At 50.0% G+C, this 16237-nt stretch carries 18 protein-coding genes; 15 read left to right on the top strand and 3 right to left on the bottom strand.

The genetic code is table 11. The features are described from left to right. Nucleotides 1-10: 10 nt before the first annotated feature. From VCM39_RS11460 to VCM39_RS11410, 11 genes are all read left to right on the top strand, one after another. Nucleotides 11-2689: a fimbrillin family protein gene (locus tag VCM39_RS11460; protein ID WP_323673962.1), complete on the top strand. Its 2679-nt coding sequence runs from the start codon at nt 11-13 to the stop codon at nt 2687-2689. A gap of 113 nt (nt 2690-2802) precedes the next feature. Beyond that, nucleotides 2803-3285 carry a hypothetical protein gene (locus tag VCM39_RS11455; RefSeq protein WP_005818128.1) on the top strand — a complete coding sequence of 161 codons (483 nt, stop codon included), beginning with the start codon at nt 2803-2805 and terminating at the stop codon, nt 3283-3285. A 74-nt stretch (nt 3286-3359) separates the two neighbouring features. Then, nucleotides 3360-3674 (top strand): four helix bundle protein, encoded by a 315-nt coding sequence (locus VCM39_RS11450; RefSeq protein WP_230583742.1) that lies wholly within the window; start codon nt 3360-3362, stop codon nt 3672-3674. 132 nt (nt 3675-3806) lie between these two features. Beyond that, on the top strand, nt 3807-4019 hold the full coding sequence (locus VCM39_RS11445; protein WP_140399012.1) for a hypothetical protein: 213 nt from the start codon (nt 3807-3809) through the stop codon (nt 4017-4019). Between the two features lie 124 nt (nt 4020-4143). After that, entirely contained in the window at nt 4144-5454 is a 1311-nt protein-coding gene (locus VCM39_RS11440; protein ID WP_229093100.1) for an RNA-directed DNA polymerase, read from the top strand. A gap of 29 nt (nt 5455-5483) precedes the next feature. After that, complete coding sequence (locus tag VCM39_RS11435) at nt 5484-5924, top strand: hypothetical protein (protein WP_322932649.1); 441 nt, start codon at nt 5484-5486, stop codon at nt 5922-5924. 6 nt (nt 5925-5930) lie between these two features. Beyond that, nucleotides 5931-7205 (top strand): DUF3440 domain-containing protein, encoded by a 1275-nt coding sequence (locus VCM39_RS11430; RefSeq protein WP_074783443.1) that lies wholly within the window; start codon nt 5931-5933, stop codon nt 7203-7205. A 4-nt stretch (nt 7206-7209) separates the two neighbouring features. Beyond that, a complete protein-coding gene (locus tag VCM39_RS11425) occupies nt 7210-7722 on the top strand; it encodes an IbrB-like domain-containing protein (protein ID WP_005800221.1) in 513 nt (170 codons plus the stop codon). 77 nt (nt 7723-7799) lie between these two features. Then, nucleotides 7800-8081 carry a hypothetical protein gene (locus VCM39_RS11420; protein WP_005800220.1) on the top strand — a complete coding sequence of 94 codons (282 nt, stop codon included), beginning with the start codon at nt 7800-7802 and terminating at the stop codon, nt 8079-8081. Between the two features lie 166 nt (nt 8082-8247). Then, nucleotides 8248-8958: a helix-turn-helix transcriptional regulator gene (locus tag VCM39_RS11415; RefSeq protein ID WP_322932650.1), complete on the top strand. Its 711-nt coding sequence runs from the start codon at nt 8248-8250 to the stop codon at nt 8956-8958. Nucleotides 8959-9062: 104 nt separating this feature from the next. Next, entirely contained in the window at nt 9063-9683 is a 621-nt protein-coding gene (locus tag VCM39_RS11410) for an RteC domain-containing protein (RefSeq protein ID WP_005800217.1), read from the top strand. A 56-nt stretch (nt 9684-9739) separates the two neighbouring features. On the opposite strand, the gene mobC is transcribed toward VCM39_RS11410, so the two are convergent. The 3 genes from mobC to mobA are packed head-to-tail and all read right to left on the bottom strand — an operon-like array spanning nt 9740 to nt 13445. Continuing rightward, nucleotides 9740-11752, bottom strand: a complete 2013-nt coding sequence (gene mobC, locus VCM39_RS11405; RefSeq protein WP_162098784.1) for a conjugal transfer protein MobC — start codon at nt 11750-11752, stop codon at nt 9740-9742. 45 nt (nt 11753-11797) lie between these two features. Continuing rightward, entirely contained in the window at nt 11798-13024 is a 1227-nt protein-coding gene (gene mobB / locus VCM39_RS11400; protein ID WP_322932651.1) for a conjugal transfer protein MobB, read from the bottom strand. Beyond that, nucleotides 12999-13445: a conjugal transfer protein MobA gene (mobA, locus tag VCM39_RS11395; protein ID WP_074783445.1), complete on the bottom strand. Its 447-nt coding sequence runs from the start codon at nt 13443-13445 to the stop codon at nt 12999-13001. The genes mobB and mobA overlap by 26 nt, the downstream gene beginning before the upstream one ends. Before the next feature lie 13 nt (nt 13446-13458). Here mobA and VCM39_RS11390 point away from each other — a divergent pair, with 13 nt between their 5' ends. The 4 genes from VCM39_RS11390 (at nt 13459) to VCM39_RS11375 (ending at nt 16104) form a co-directional block, all read left to right on the top strand. Continuing rightward, on the top strand, nt 13459-13872 hold the full coding sequence (locus VCM39_RS11390) for a hypothetical protein (protein ID WP_322932652.1): 414 nt from the start codon (nt 13459-13461) through the stop codon (nt 13870-13872). A 372-nt stretch (nt 13873-14244) separates the two neighbouring features. Then, entirely contained in the window at nt 14245-15003 is a 759-nt protein-coding gene (locus VCM39_RS11385) for a ParA family protein (RefSeq protein ID WP_074783446.1), read from the top strand. A gap of 3 nt (nt 15004-15006) precedes the next feature. Further along, a complete protein-coding gene (locus VCM39_RS11380; protein WP_074783447.1) occupies nt 15007-15369 on the top strand; it encodes a DUF3408 domain-containing protein in 363 nt (120 codons plus the stop codon). Between the two features lie 12 nt (nt 15370-15381). Beyond that, nucleotides 15382-16104: a conjugal transfer protein gene (locus tag VCM39_RS11375; RefSeq protein ID WP_074783448.1), complete on the top strand. Its 723-nt coding sequence runs from the start codon at nt 15382-15384 to the stop codon at nt 16102-16104. Nucleotides 16105-16237: the final 133 nt, after the last annotated feature.

Genomic DNA, 16237 nt, shown 5'->3' with positions numbered 1-16237 from the left:
TGACACGAATATGGAAATGAACAAGAATTTATGCCGGAGGCTCGGAAACTTGAGCCTGCCGGTATTGCTTTCGGTCGTCCTGCTCGCCTCGTGCCGGGATGAGATTGAGACGGGCGCGTACACGGGACCCTATATCCGCTTTTCGGTATCCGAGGGGTCGGAGTGGCATAGCACGCGGGCGGCGGGCGGCCCGGCAGAAAAGGCGGTCCCACGGGATTCCGTGCAGCCCCTGCACGGCGGAGATGGCAATACTCCCCTTTACCTGCACACGCTTTACACCGACAGTATCGCTTCCCCCTCTTCGGACATTTGTCCGGACACGGCCGTCCTTACCCGTGCCACGCCCGTAAAAACGGAGACTCTCTACGAATCGTTCGGCATATCGGCATCGGCTTATACGGGTTCCTGGAGTGAGACCTCGTACCGGCCGGATTACATGTACGATGTCGAGGTCACGAAAGCATCGAACTGGACCACCTCCTATCGTTGGCCGGCTACGGAACACCTAAGCGTCTTCGCTTACGCGCCCTACCACGGGGAAGGGATCGTCCTTTCGGACAAGGCGAAGCCGGGAAGCCCGACAATCACCTACACGGTCCCGGCAGACGTCGCCGACCAGAAAGACCTTCTTTTTGCAAATTCGATTTATACTACTCCGACAGGTACTCTGAAAAACGCTAATAATGCCGCGCCGCTTACTTTCAACCATGCCCTGACAGCCGTCAGGTTCGTGTGCGGGAATGACATGCAGGGAGGTACCGTAAAGAGCGTCAGTCTGAAAAATGTCTGTTCCAAGGGGATTTTGAACTATGGAACACATAGCTGGAGCGGTGTAGATACTCCCGCCGATTTCTCGCAGACATTGGATAAATCCACTACGGGAACCCCGGACGAAGCCCTTACTACCGATGCGCAGACCTTCATGATGATTCCGCAGACGCTTCCCGACGGCGCACAAATTGAAGTCGTATTCACCGACAAATCCAACGTCGATCACACGCTGACCGCTGACATCAAAGGCACAGTCTGGCCTATTGGAAAGACTGTCACTTATAAAATCTCCAGCAGCTCCATAAACTGGACATACGAGCTTAGCGTCAACATGCCAGGGGACTTCACCTATAGCGGCGGTACACAACAATACAGTGTCACAAGCTACAAGCATAACTCCAGAGGGGAAAAGCAATCCGTCCCATGGACGGCAGAGTTTTCGGAGGACGACGGAGTATCATGGAAAAATACCCCACTCGATTGGGTGACCGGTTTCACCACAGCCGGTCCCGGTGGAGAGACTCCACAATCATACAATGCAACTGTCGGCGCACAGATCGGTACGAGTAGTGACCCCCATGCGCAAAAGTTAAGGGATAACCCATCACACGGTGGTGTAATTTATCACCATAACCTCGCCAACCAGACTGATGGTGGTTCAACGGTTCAGAACACCGCCAACTGCTATGTTGTCAGTGCTCCGGGATACTACTGTTTCCCTTTAGTATATGGAAATGCCATCAAAAATGGTAAGACCAACACTTCTGCATATACCTCCAATAAAACAGGAAGTGATATTCTGACACCTTTCATCAACCATACGGGTAATCCAATCACCAGCCCTTACATAAAAGAGAATGCCGGTTGTGTTCCTGCCAAGGCCGAATTGTTATGGCAGGACGCGCCGGGTTTGATTTCCAATGTACAATACAATAATTCCCAAATGCAACTATTCGTTAATCCCGAGAATTACATATCCTTCCAAGTGTATGCTCGGACTATCCGGCAGGGTAATGCCGTCATCGCCATCAAGGATGCCGGCGACAACGTCCTCTGGTCCTGGCATATCTGGGTGACCGATGAAAATATCGGCCAAACCATCGAGGTAACCAATCACCAAAGCCAAAAATATAAATTTATGCCCGTTAATCTCGGCTGGTGCGATGGTCGTACCGAAACTTATGCAGAGCGTAGTTGCAAGGTGAGATTCACTGCCGGAGACGCAAGCAAGGAAGTGATCATCAAACAAGTTTCGGCTTCAATCACAACAGGTGGCAATCATCCTTATTATGAGTGGGGTCGTAAAGATCCGTTCCCACCTTCGAACGGATTGGCCAATACCAATAAAATCTGGTACGACAAAGACGGCAATGCTCACACGGAAAGTCCTAAAACGGAGAACTTTTCTACCGGCGCCACTTGTATCATGAATTATATTCTCAAACCGGATGTGATGCAGAGTCAATATTATGGCGATAATACATATGCAAATCTATGGAGTGCCGATAACAATGTTTATACTGCCAATGACGAAAATGTCATAAAAACGATTTATGATCCCTCTCCTGTGGGCTTCAAACTTCCTCCCGGTAATGTTTTCACTGGATTCACAACAACCGGAGGCAGTACAAGTACGTCTTCTGAAATCAACGGAACGTGGAGCAGCAGTTCCTTGAAGGGATGGAATTTCTACACTGATTCTTCAAAGAGTAAAACCATCTTCTTCCCTGCGTCGGGGTATCGCTACCGTTCCAATGGCATGGTGAGCAACGTTAGTAGCGACGGCTTCTATTGGTCGGCGGTTCCGTCCAGCCCGACCAAGGGTCACTACCTGTACTTCAGCTCGTTGCAAGTGATCCCTTTGAGCACCTCCAACTATCGGGCTGTCGGGTTTGGGGTGCGTTCTTGTCAAGAATAGGGAGCGTAGCGACCGTATCCGTTTTATTGGATTATTTTCCCTACGGCTTTAAGGCCGTAGGGATAGTACCGGCGAAGCCGGTCGATTTTTATAGATATTAAAATTAAATAATTATGACCAGCAAGGATTTTATAGAAGCTGAAGCAGGTAATAACGGAAGTATCATTCTTTATCGTGAGGGGCTTTTCTGGAAAGCTTATGAAAAGTCTGCTTACGCTGTCTGTACGCAGATCAAGCCTTTGAAGGCTATAAAAAGAAGGTTAAAGTCACTCGGTGGCGGTGAGATAGTTTCAGTGGGATTTCCATGTAAGCATGAACAAAAGTATATAGGTTCTTTGGAGCATATGGAGACTATGCCTGACCGTCTTGTGTTGCGAACGCTAAAACCTATAGACGGACAGAGGTTTGAAGAATGGAAACAGGAACTTTCATCGGAGCATTCAGTTGTAGGGAGGAGAGATGCGTGTGTGCAGAATCTGTCACGGAGTAATATTCCGCATGGAGAGTTAATCATGCGAATCCGGATGTTCAATCTGGCGGAAAGTACTCCGATGGATTGTATGTTATTTGTAAATGAGTTGAAAAAGATGCTCTAATATACAATGAATGAGAAGTGGCAGTTTATGATAATTTGCCTGTGTATAAGGCTGCATATGACTTGTTAAGGAGTATGTATGAGAAGACGGGAAAGATTCCCCGTGATGTGAAATATACACTGGTGGAGGTGTTGAAAAAGGATCTGACCGAGATTATGGTAATGATATACAGGGCTAATGCTACGACTGGAAAACTTCCGTATATTGAACGGGCAAGAGATCTGGTTGTAGGAGTCAAGGTCCGTTTAAGACTGTTGCAAGATATGCGGCATATCAGTGTGAAGCAGTATGCGGCGTTTGCCCAACAGGTGGAGTTGCTGTCGAAGCAATTGTCGGCTTGGCATGATTATGCACGGAGACAGGACGCAAAGAGTCAAGAAAAAATATAAACAAGAAAAGATATAAATAAAAAGGATTCCTTTGCCTATACAAAACAGGATAAGGCCAGCATTTCGTATAGCCAAGACTTGCGAGAGAGTGCCAGATAAATTCAGTAACCCACTGTCCGTGTAAAAACGGTCATGGCGGATAGATGTATCCGAAGTCATGTTGCGGGCAGTAATGGACAGTTTTATATCGGGGTTCCGAAAGGTCCTCCGATATATACAATAAGTGGTTATATTTCCCTGCGTCGGGGTATCGCAACTATTCCAATGGCGGGGCGAACAACGTTGGCAGCTACGGCTACTGTTGGTCGGCGGTTCCGAACAACCAGAACAACGGTCGCAACCTGAACTTCAACTCGTCGAACGTGAACCCGTTGAACAACAACAATCGGGCGTACGGGTTTGGGGTGCGTTCTTCCCAAGAATTTATCCTTGTACGAGGCAGGGAATCCTTTGAATGTAAATTACAGAAATGGCTGAATGTTATAAGAGACAGGATTTGCTTACGGATCTTTTTCAGGCCTATTACGAGGCGAGGAAGAAGAAAAGAAATACTGCGAGCCAGCTTGCGTTTGAGATTGATCTGGAACATAATCTTATGGAGTTGTATGAACAGATAAGGGATAGGAACTACACTCCTTCACCTGGGGTATGTTTCGTGGTTAACAGGCCAGTGAAGCGAGAAATTTTTGCCTCGGATTTCAGGGACAGGGTAGTGCATCATCTGTTGTATAATTATATTTCTCCTATGTTTGAGGGCAGAATGATTTTTGACAGTTATTCATGTCGCCGAGGAAAGGGGACAAGTCAGGGAATAGCACGCCTGGAACACCACATACGCAGTTGTACGCAAAATTATCGTTATAGTGCCTATATATTAAAACTGGACTTAAGGGGGTATTTCATGAGTATCAGGAAGGATCGTCTGTACGATCTTATCTGCAAGGGACTGGAACGATATAGAAGAAGCCGGAAACAAAAAGAATGCCCGGATATGGAACTGATAGATTTCCTGCTAAGACAGATTATATTCAGAAATCCCCAGCGGGATTGCCGGATACGGGGTAGCGCGGAAGATTGGGAAGGACTTCCACCCACGAAAAGTTTGTTCAATTCTCCGGAAGGTGTGGGACTTCCCATAGGAGATTTGACATCCCAGCTGTTCAGTAACATCTATTTGGGGGAGTTGGATGGATATGTGAAGCGTGTTTTACGCTGTAAACATTACGGGCGTTATGTGGATGATTTTTTTATTGTCCATCCAAGCAAACGCTATCTAAAGGAACTGATTCCATGGATACGGGAATTCTTGAAGGAAGAATTGGAGTTGGAGTTGCATCCGGATAAAATCGAATTGCAGCATTACAGTCGTGGTGTGGCTTTTCTGGGAGCGTATGTGAGACCGTACAGGAAATATCCGTCAAAACGTACCGCAGGATTTTTTCGGGAAGCGGTACACAGGCTGGAAAAAGAGAGTTCCAAAGGAAAACCCGCTCCGGAAAGACTGCGAAAGATGTTGGCTGTGCTAAACTCCTACCAGGGGCATTTGAAGCATTTCAGATCATACGCTCTGCTGGATAGGTTCTTGCGTAATTCACCTTTGAAAGAATATTTCTATTTTACGGGAGGTTATAGAAAAGCCGGTATTAGGAGTCGTTTTCTGATCCCTATAAAAGATACGTACGGGAGAGGAAAAGAACCCGAAACTTTTCCTGAAACCGGGGGGCGGATTATGGATAATAGCGTACATCGTGAAGATAGCGGGGGCAGGAATAGTAAATAAGCACCAGTATATGTATGAAATGTATGCCTATGAAACTGAAAGTACGAATATTTGAGGGAAAATCTCCCGAACTTTATCTGGCCGTAGGGCACTTTGTACTTAGTCCTGCATGTCTGCGGGAGAATAACAACTACCCTTATAAATCCTCCCGGATGTTTACCTGGCATGTTCTCTACCATGAAGACCAGGTAGTGGCTTTCATGCCTGTTGAGAGAAAACTCGATGGTGGTTATAAAATTGATAATTATTATGCCACTCCCGATAGGAAGAGGGGGAACCAGTTGCTGAAGCTGTTGAAAAGCGTGATCAAGGAGTCGGGCGATGAGACTTCCCCTTTGCGGGCGACCGTTCAGAAACGGGATGTCGGAATTTTCAAATACATGAATTTCATCACGATCCGGGAAACCAAGTTATATGTTATGATGGAATTGGTACGTATGGGTTCCGACAGTGGGAAACAGGATGGCTGAAAGAGAATGGGAGGAACTCGGATGAATGTATATCAGGCGTTGCGGGAGAGGATCAGAAGAATCTTCGGCGAGTATGATTATGTGTACCTTTCTTTTTCGGGGGGTAAGGACAGCGGTGTGCTGCTGAATGCCTGTGTGGAGCATATCAGGCAATATGGAGGTCGGATGGGAGTATTCCATATGGATTACGAAGTGCAGTATTCCCTGACCACGGAGTATGTGGATGAGATGCTGTCTTCGAACCGGGATATTCTGGATGTTTACCGCTGTTGCGTGCCTTTCAAGGTCGGTTCGGCTGCATCCATGTACCAGAGATTCTGGCGGCCCTGGGACCCTTGTGTCCGTTGGGTCAGGGAGATGCCTGTGGAATACCTGGGTACGGAAGCATTTGATTTTTATACTCCGCAGATGTGGGATTACGAGTTCCAGGAATGTTTTTCCTTTTGGCTCCGCAAGCAACTTGGAGTGCAAAAAGTGGCATGTCTGGTTGGAATACGTACCCAGGAAAGCTTTAACCGTTGGAGAACGATCTATCGTAGCACTCCGGGCCCTTCAGCCGACTGGATATGTCCTGTCGATGAGGGCATAGACAACGTGTATCCGTTGTATGACTGGCATACTACGGATATATGGACTGCCAATGGCCGTTTCCGTTGGAAATACAACAGGTTGTATGACCTCTATTATCAGGCGGGTGTTCCTCTGAACAGCCAGCGTGTTGCGAGCCCGTTCATTTCCCAGGCCATCCCGTCGCTGCATCTGTACAGGGTGATCGAGCCGGAGATGTGGGGCAAGATGCTGGGACGTGTGAACGGTGTTAATTTTGCCGGGGGTTACGGTAACTCTGTAGCGATGGGATGGCGGGGTGTCAGGCTGCCTGAGGGAATGACCTGGAAAAAATATCTTTTTTTCCTTCTGGACACCCTTCCTGAGGATGCCAGGAACAACTATCTGGATAAACTGGAGGTAAGCGTGCGGTTCTGGCGGGAGAAGGGCGGCTGTCTGGCAAAAGAAACGATCATGAAACTCAAGAGGTTGAATATCCCTTTCAAACTTGGCGGGACATCGGGATACAGGACGCACAAGCTCCCGGTCAGGATGGAATACCTTGATGACATAGACCTGCCTGAATTCCGTGAATTGCCCTCGTACAAGCGGATGTGCATCTGTATCCTGAAAAACGGCCACTGTTGCAAGTACATGGGCTTTTCACCAAATAAACAGGAACAGGAAAGAAGACGGAAGATGATGGATGAATATAGATCTTATTTTAATGAATGAAAAGATGGACAATGAATTTACCAGTCCCGTGTATGGCGTCAAGGCTGTACCGGTGGAAAGGATCAGGGCGAATTCCTATAATCCCAACGTGACGGCCCCTCCTGAGATGCGGCTTTTGGAACTCTCGATTTGGGAGGATGGGTACACGATGCCGTGCGTGTGTTATTACATTGAGAAAGAGGATGTGTACGAGCTTGTGGACGGCTATCACAGGTATAAGGTCATGATGACCTCGCCCAGAATATACAAGCGGGAGAACGGACTGTTACCCGTTACCGTCATCCGTAAGGATCTGGCCGAGCGTATGGCCTCTACCATCCGCCATAACCGTGCCCGTGGAATGCATAAGATCGAGCTTATGACACGGCTTGTCGGGGAACTTACGAGGTCGGGCATGTCGGATTCGTGGATACGCAGGAACCTGGGTATGGACAAGGATGAGTTGCTGCGCCTGAAGCAGATATCGGGACTGGCGGAGCTTTTTGCGGATAAGGAATTCCGTAAGGCCGTAGAATAGGATATTTGGCATAAAACCGAAAATTCGTATGCTCGGAGTATTCGGGAAGTAAGGAAAAAATGTAAAAATATTATAAAATGTGCAAGATGGAGATAACAGATCTGATCAAGGGAATGGAAAGTGCAAATGTGTCGGATATTTACATTTTTCTTCACGAGGACGGCCCTGTGGCTTTTGACGCCTCTGCCGCCCATCTTCTGTGTTACTTTCCTGAAATGGAGATGGAAAGTGTGTTTTGTAGTGACAGCAAACGTCACAGAATTATACAGGGATTTGCATTGGAACCGGTGCTGGAACGACTGGCGCAATACCCGTGTCTGGTTGATGACGATTGTATCAGAATAATGTGTGTGCTGTGAATGATAAGGCACGGTATGAAGTAAACGGGTATGGGCGGGAATGGCGGAGCCTGATCTTCTGGAACTGTTCAGAAAGCATGCGCAGGATGGGCAGAAAGAGATGGTCAGCCTGTTTTGCAATGATGTGAGAAGACTCTCCCGGACGAAGAAGATAAAGAGGCTGCTCGTGTTGGGAAGGTACGCAGGGAACTCTGAACTTTGCGGGCATGTACTCCGTGTGCTGGAGATGCTGCCGGAACTCCCCGGCATGGCTTGTCCTGCATACAGGGGCGTTCTGGTATTGCTCTTCCTTTCACGGGACAGGGATGTTTTGTGCAGGTTGCGGGAGAATGTCGTCCTGCCATGCCGCAAGAGGGGACGTACGGAGGAAATGCTTTGGCTTTGTGAGATTTTGTATGCTATAGGCCCATCTGTTTCCCTGTATGATATTTACAGGGAGGTTTGTCTGTACTTCTATCTGGAACGGAGGAAACAACTCCGGGGATATTCCACTTGTGTCAGTGAACTGGACTTTCAGTTCGCAGAAAGGCGGTTGAGGATATTGTCCGTCGCCGTATTTCGTCTGAAAGTTATTTTTTACAGCCCCGGCGTGTATTCCGTCGGTACACTCTCCCTGCTGTGCCGTATGAGTTATTCGGCCTTCAGAAACAGGTTTCTGTCTGTTTACGGGTTGCCCCCGGGACGTTGGCTAAGGAATCGGCGAATAAAACGCATATGTCTGGATATAAAATATAATCATGGACTTTCACTGGGAGAAATATCGGAGAGGAACGGATTTTCATCAGCAAGCCGTCTGTGTGAATTCTGTAAAAGAAACATGGGATGCACTCCGGGGAGGCTGAAGCAGGCACTGGCTCACCGGTGGCGGAGCAAATAAAAATTCATCAGGCTTGATGTAGAGCTTATTTCAAATAAAAAGCGTAACGGCTATCAGTGCTCGTTTCGCTATCTTGCCGGTGTTTAATTAAAATCCCGAACAGCATGGAACTGTTTACTTTTATCCCTTATTTCCTGTTACTGGAGCGAGAAGAGAGTGACAGGAATACACTGGCAAACGCCAACACCGAGTTCATCCGTGAGGTCTATGAGCTGCAACGTGTGGAAAAGGATGTTACGCTCGTCTTTTTCCAGCTGCAATATCTAAGTTGCAAACTGGTCATTCTGCGTGAGCATTACCGCACAGCACAAAAAGAGCACTTGCCCTGCTATGCCTATATCATTGGTACGCTGGAGTACCTGAAAGGTCTGCTGGACAGATGCAGGTTCATTCATAAGTCCGGTTCCGCCATTGCTCCGGCAGGTCTGCCGACTACAGAGGGTGATCCCCCCGTCTGCTGGACGGCAGAGGTCATCTGCCTGATGGAACTGCTGTATGCCTGCCACGAGCTGAAGATGTTCAACGGCGGTGAGGTGACACTCGGGCGTGTGGTGGAATACGTCTGTCATGTGCTGGGGGTGAACGTGAAGAATGCTTCGAGCTACTACGCGCGGATGCGGCGGCGTAAGGCGGGAGACAGAACCTACTTCATCGACCGCCTGCGTGAAGTTCTGCTCAAACGGATGGAAGACGATGACGAGGGGCACAGGAGACGCAACCGATGAAATGCGGACCCTTTCACACACGGTTCTCCACGTGTGTGAAGGCCTTGCATTTACGGTTATTTGTTCAGTTCCAGAAGATGTCTGAGGTTGGGATCTGCGGCGATGCGCTCCAGCTCGTCGGCCACGATCCGTCTGACATCCTCCTTGATCCGGTTGTAGTTTTCCTGTACCATTTCCTTCATGTGATTCACCCCTTCATCGTCCACGAAGCCGGTGATAACGGGTATCTTCTGATATGCCTTTTCCTCTTCGGCTATTTTTTTGGCATCGACGACAATCTCGCAGTGGAAGATTTTCTGCTCAATCCTCTCCCCGAAGTTGTCGGCTACGGAGCCGACGAACATCCCCTGTGTCAGTCCGCTGATCTTGCTGGGTGGAATGAGACTGTCCATTTGGGTGGATATGGAGGTGGAAACGTCCTGCCGGTTGATGGAGATGGAGTGGCGTTTCTGAAGTATCTTGCCGAACCTCTCGCTGAGGGTTTTGGCCGTTTCCCCCACGACCTGTCCCGAAAATATGTTGCCTACCGTGTTGATGATCACCTTTGCCTCCTTGTCGGTATAGTCACGGATAAGCTGGCTGAAATCCTGAAAGCCGAGCAGCACGGCGACCTTGTTGCTGCGTGCGGTGGCTATCAGGTTGTCCAGTCCCTTGATGAAGATGGTGGGCAGCTCGTCGATGATGATGGAGCTTTTCAACCTGTCCTTCTTGTTGACAATCTTTACAATACGGCTGTTGTACAGTCCGAGCGCAGCACCGTAGATCGCCTGCCGGTCGGGATTGTTGCCTATGCAGAGGATTTTCGGCTCGTCGGGATTGTTGATGTCCAAAGAGAACTCGTCGGCGGACATCACCCAATAGAGTGCCGGCGAGATCATGCGGGACAGGGGTATCTTCGCACTGGCGATCTGGCCCATGAGCTGGTCGGCAGCTCCCGCCAGCCACGCATCGAGGAAGGGGCTGAGGTAGTTCTCCAGTTCGGGATAGGAGGACATGATGGGAAAAATCTGCTCGTAGGGCTTGTTAAGGAACTCGACGGCATGGGGGAAGGTACAATACCTGCCGTCCTTATACACCCGCAGGAACCAGATAATGGCGGCAAAGAGAATGGTGGGCGACTCGACGAAGAAATCGCCCTGCTTCGCCGCCCACGACCGGTTGAGGTTGAGCATGATGCTGTATGAACTCTCGTAAGCATCGGAGATGTCGGTCATGAACTTCGGATTGAGGGGATTGCAGCGGTGACTGCGTGAGGGATCGTCGAAGTTTATGACATAGAACTTCGGCGGCACTTTATACCCCTCCAAATGACCGATCAGGTGGTTGTAAGCAATGGTGGAGAGGTCGGGAAACTTGAAATCGTAGATATAGGCGGCATAGCCTTTCTCTATCTGCTGTTTGATGTAGGAGTTCACCACCGCAAAGGACTTGCCCGAACCGGGCGTTCCCAGCACGATGGAGGCACGGAAAGGGTTCACGACATTGATCCATCCGTCGTTCCACTTCTTGCCATAATAGAACCGTGTCGGCAGATTTACGGAATATTCATTTTCGATAAGCCTTGTTTCCTGCATGAAACTTTCGTTCTCGTTGTTGAACACATCGTCCATGAGATTCTGTTTGAGCAGGCGGGAGATCCATACACCGGCAGCGAGCAGGCAGAGGTAGCCGACGGCAAGAGTGAATATATAAAAGGCGGTGCGTGCCAATAACGGTACGGGCAGGCAGAGCAGCCACCAGTTGAAAAAGAAGAGGACGACACCTGCGCAAAGGGCTGTCCAGATATGCACCCATTTGATTTTTTCCTCCTTTACACCCTTCGTGCCCAGACACGAGAGGGCAAGGAAGGTAACGGAGAAAAGCTTTGTCCAAAGGATGGAGCCGAACAATCCGGTCGTGCGCTGGAAGTTCAGCAGAATCCTGTCCACCACTCCGATATTGACGTTCCATTCCCGGATGGACGGATAGCAGAACCAATAGATATTGACAACTACGAATAATACGCTGAGGGCACGCATAAAGTCCATGACTTTCGCCAGTCCCCTGAGATCATCTTCTTGTGACATAATACTGAATTTAAAAAAGTTATCGTCTTGATAATTATGTAATACGGGTCAGTCCTGACGACCGTAACGCCGGCGGCATTTCTTCTTGTCGGGCTTCAGGAGCCTGGGATGCCGGGGGACATAGTTCAGCTCCGGCTCCATATCGGAAAGCAACCCTCCCGGAATTTTTTCCCCGTTTCCGGAAGCCACAGCGGACGGAACGGGCGGCAGAAGTGGCGACAGGGAATTTGGCGGCTGTTCCTGAAAGTGTCCGTTGAGCATGTTCGCCGAGAATTCCTTGCCCAGACGTGAGCCGTTAAGTACGGTGCGGCTGCGGTGGTCTATAAAGGTAACGCCGTAAATCCTGCCGGTTTCGTTGCGGCGGAGAACCAAGTCTATCTGTTCTTTCGCCAGGCGGTCACGGAAATCCCGTTCGTCCACGGACTGGCGCAAAGCCTCGGCCACTAACGGTCGAAGCCGTTCACGGCACGGATCGGACTTGATCTTTGCAGCGGATTCCTGCATCTTCTTATCCAGCTGCTGTGCACCGGTCATTCTGCCCAGCCGGGAGGACTTTATGGGAGTGGCCGCCGTTTCGCCGTTGCCGTCCAAAGCGGTATAGAGTATGCCGTGGTAGGTGCGTCCACCAATTTCCCCCTTCACTTCTTCCACACCTATATTATACAGGGAAAGCAGGGCACGGAGTTCGCCCATTGTGCGGAAACGGTAAAGTTGGATCAGGGGTTTGACCGTACGGGCGATCTGCCGTTTGATGTCCCCTTTGGCAACATCTACCGGCTTCAGCTGCCACTCTTCGCCTTTCTTCTGACCTTCCGCCGGATGCAGACCGTATTTCTGTTCCAGAAGTTCGGTAATCTCCTTGCTGCGGCGGTATTCGAACTTGTCGGAAACCTTCCTTCCCTCACTGTCGACACGCAGGGAAACGATGTGGATATGATGCCGGCCGATGTCCTCGTGCTTGAAGACAAGATACGGCTGGTTGCCGTAACCGAGCCGCTGCATGTATTCCCTGCCGATTTCCGCCAGCTGGCTGTCGGTCAGCACGTCGTCGGGATGCGGATTGAGGGAGATGTGTATGACCGGCTTCTCGGTGCGGTAATGGTTCGGCATCCATTCGAGAAACTGCCGCACGGATTCATCCGGACGGAAACGCTCGTCTTCGGGATAACGAAGGAGATGTGCCCAGAGGACTTTCGCCCCGCCTTCATCGACCTTGTTCTGGTTGTAGGCCAGTGCGCCGTACAAGTTCTTACCCACGCTGATCCTGGCTACCATGTGAGGCGAGTTTTTGGGAAAGTTCGACAATCCGGCGGTTCAGCTCCACGAGTTCAAGGGTGAGCTTTTCAAGTCTGTAGAGCAGTGCCAACGCTTTCTTTTCAGTGAAATGGATGTGCAATTCCTTGACTGCCTGATTGTAATTCACTCCTATGGCACGGAACTGCCGGAACAGTTCCGTGAGCTTGGCTACATACTCCATTGTGGCACGGTCTGTCCGGATCACCCTGAACTCTTCGTTGAAGATCCGTGCGGCGATGAACTTGGATTTGGACAACAGGCCGGACTGCTCAAACATGGTGAGAAACCGTGCATGGCCGGCTTCGTCCAGATTGACCGTCTCACGGCGGATGGCCGGGTTCGGCTTGGGCAACCTGCCCCCTTTTCCCCTTGTGCGGGGACGCTTTTTCTCGTTGTTCATATATACGTTTTTTATGTGGTACAATTCCACCGGGTGGAATTGCCTCCGTCAGCTCCCCCTCCCACAATTTGCGACTTCGGAGCAAATTGCAGCCCCCCTGCAAGGGCAAGCGTTTTTTGCTGCAAAACGGAGTGGTGCTGCAAAAAACACAGCTTGCTATGTTCTGGCGAACATAAATCTTTCCTCTTTGGAGAGGAAAGAGCGCTTTCGGGGAAAGCGGGGATTGGTGACCGACGGAAGGCAAACTGCCCATTCCCGGTTGGATGGTGCAAAGTTAGGAAGTGATATAATCAGTTGTATATCACTAACATTAGCCACATTATGCCAAATGGCAGCCACTTGTACACACGGGTGGAACAGGAGGAAAAACGGGCGGCCGATGATGGCTGAATCAGCGGTTGAGGATGTGCCTGAATGGGATGCGTAATGACGGACTGAATGACCAACCGGTCAGATAACCAACCAGACGGTCAGCCGTTGCAACGTTGGTGCGGTCGGCTGGCTGACCAGCCAACCAAGCGGATAAAAGGCTGTCTGTCCGGCGGGATGATTAGGCAACCGACTATCTTCCTGTTTGTCCGACAGGCTATGCAGTCCGCCGGATTGTGTCATGTATGGTCAGACCGTCGGTCGGCCAATCAGACGGACAATATTTCGGTCGGTTGGCTGTTCAGTCAGCCATTCCACGTCAGGAGCCGGCCACTTGAACCCCGCCGTTCCCAAACCATGAATTTCCCTTCTTTTTCCTTCTTTATTTGCGGCGTTGATTCAAAAGTATCATTTGTAAACAAACTGCATCATGGAAAAAGAAACACTCTTTATCGCCTTTTCCACGCAAAAAGGCGGAGCGGGAAAAACAACGCTGACCGTGCTGGTGGCAAGTTACCTGCACTATGTGAAAGGGATGAATGTGGCGGTGGTGGATTGCGACTACCCGCAACACAGCATTGCCGAGATGAGAAAACGTGACCTGAAAACGGTCATGGAGGACGAGCATTACAAGCTGATGGCGTACAGACAACTGCAACGGATAAGGAAGAAAGCCTATCCGGTAGCGGAGAGTACGGCTGAGGACGCTGTCACGAAAGCGGACGAGCTGCTGGAAAAGATGCCGGAAACAGACATCGTGTTCTTCGACCTGCCGGGCACGGTAAACAGTACAGGCGTGTTGAACACGCTGGCGAACATGGACTATGTCTTTTCCCCCATTGCCGCCGACAGGGTGGTGATGGAAAGCACACTCCGCTTTGCGAGCCGGCTGAATGACACGCTGATCGCTACGGGCAAGACGAATATCAAAGGCCTGTACCTGCTGTGGAACATGGTGGACGGCCGGGAGAAATCAGAACTGTACAAGGTGTATGAACAGGTGATCGGCGAGCTGGGACTGAAAGTGCTGAATACCTTCCTGCCGGACAGCAAACGGTTCCGTCGTGAGCTGACAGGGGAGCATAAGGCATTGTTCCGTTCCACGCTGTTCCCCGCAGACGGTGCGCTGGTCAAAGGCAGCAACCTGAAAGAGATTACGGAAGAGCTGTTGTCCATTATCAGGAAGTAGGCTATGGGAAACGAACGGAAAAAAATAAACCTGACGGACATTGACGAGAACTCCATAGTCGCCTCGTTCAAGGAAGGCCGGCCGGCGAACGGGCAGGCGCAAGCAGCCGGGAACAAGGGACAGTCCGGTGAAGAGAGCGGATATGTCCGTCTGTTCATCCACGAGTCACCAGTCTGCGCACGGCTTGGCAAGACAATCTATCTTCGTAAGGAGTTTCATGAACGGATTCAGAGGATCGTCCAGACAATCGGGAACAACGAGATGTCCATTTTCAGCTATGTGGACAATGTGCTGGAACAGCACTTTGCCGCCTATCAGGACGAGATCACGAAGGAATACAGAAAACGAAGTACCGAACTGTTTTAACCCCCGGAAACCATGTCAGCAATCTTATTCTTACTTATCGGTAGCTATCTGTTATGGATAGCCGCCTACCTCTTCCACGAGCGGAACAGTCGGAGGAAGAGAGCGGAAAAAGCCGGGCAGATCCTTACCCGGATTACGGTGGACGTGAGCGAGATTTTAGGCAAAAGTACATTTTCCCTTAGCCACTCCACGCCACAAACGCCCGAAAAAATTGAAAACGAAAAATCTGTAAGCGAAGCAGGTATTTTTGTACCGGAGAAGGAAAAGTTCCCGAAAATAGTTTCTGCCGAGGAACTGGACAAGCTGTTTGCCGAAGGGAGTCCGCTGCCAGAAGATCTTGAACTGATGGAAGATATGGATGTCCCGTTGGAGTTCCGGGGAGAACCGGCGGATAACAATCTTCGGATAGACGATGACGAGCAGGACAGATGCCTGCCGGGATGCACGCCGCAAGCCACGGGCATCCGCTTCGAGGACATGGGACTGGCGGTGCGTGTGGCGGTCAACGGTGAAGCGGCCAGTGAAGAGGAAAGGCTTCAGGCCGGAAAGACACTGGCTGAACTGCGCAACACGCCGATGTTCGACAAGCTGACCTTCGGCGATGCGGAGCGTGAGGAACGTATCGACTCGCTGATAGAGCTGCATCTTGCGGCATACCGCAGGCGGAATAGCCCGGACAGCGAAGTGGCGACAGAAACCATACCGGACACTTTCTCCATAAGTGATATTGTTTAACGAAGTAAAACGTACATGAAGGAAAGAGATTACGGATAGCTTGTCTATTCATTTTTCACGAGAAGAAACCCAAACAAATTTAATTAACAACGGGAGACGGCGGACTTTTCCATCTGTCGTGCCCACATTCAAA

Origin of the sequence: Bacteroides mucinivorans, from assembly GCF_034654355.2 — a bacterium.
Lineage (GTDB): Bacteria > Bacteroidota > Bacteroidia > Bacteroidales > Bacteroidaceae > Bacteroides > Bacteroides nordii.
This window is presented reverse-complemented; position numbering and strand designations above follow the sequence as displayed.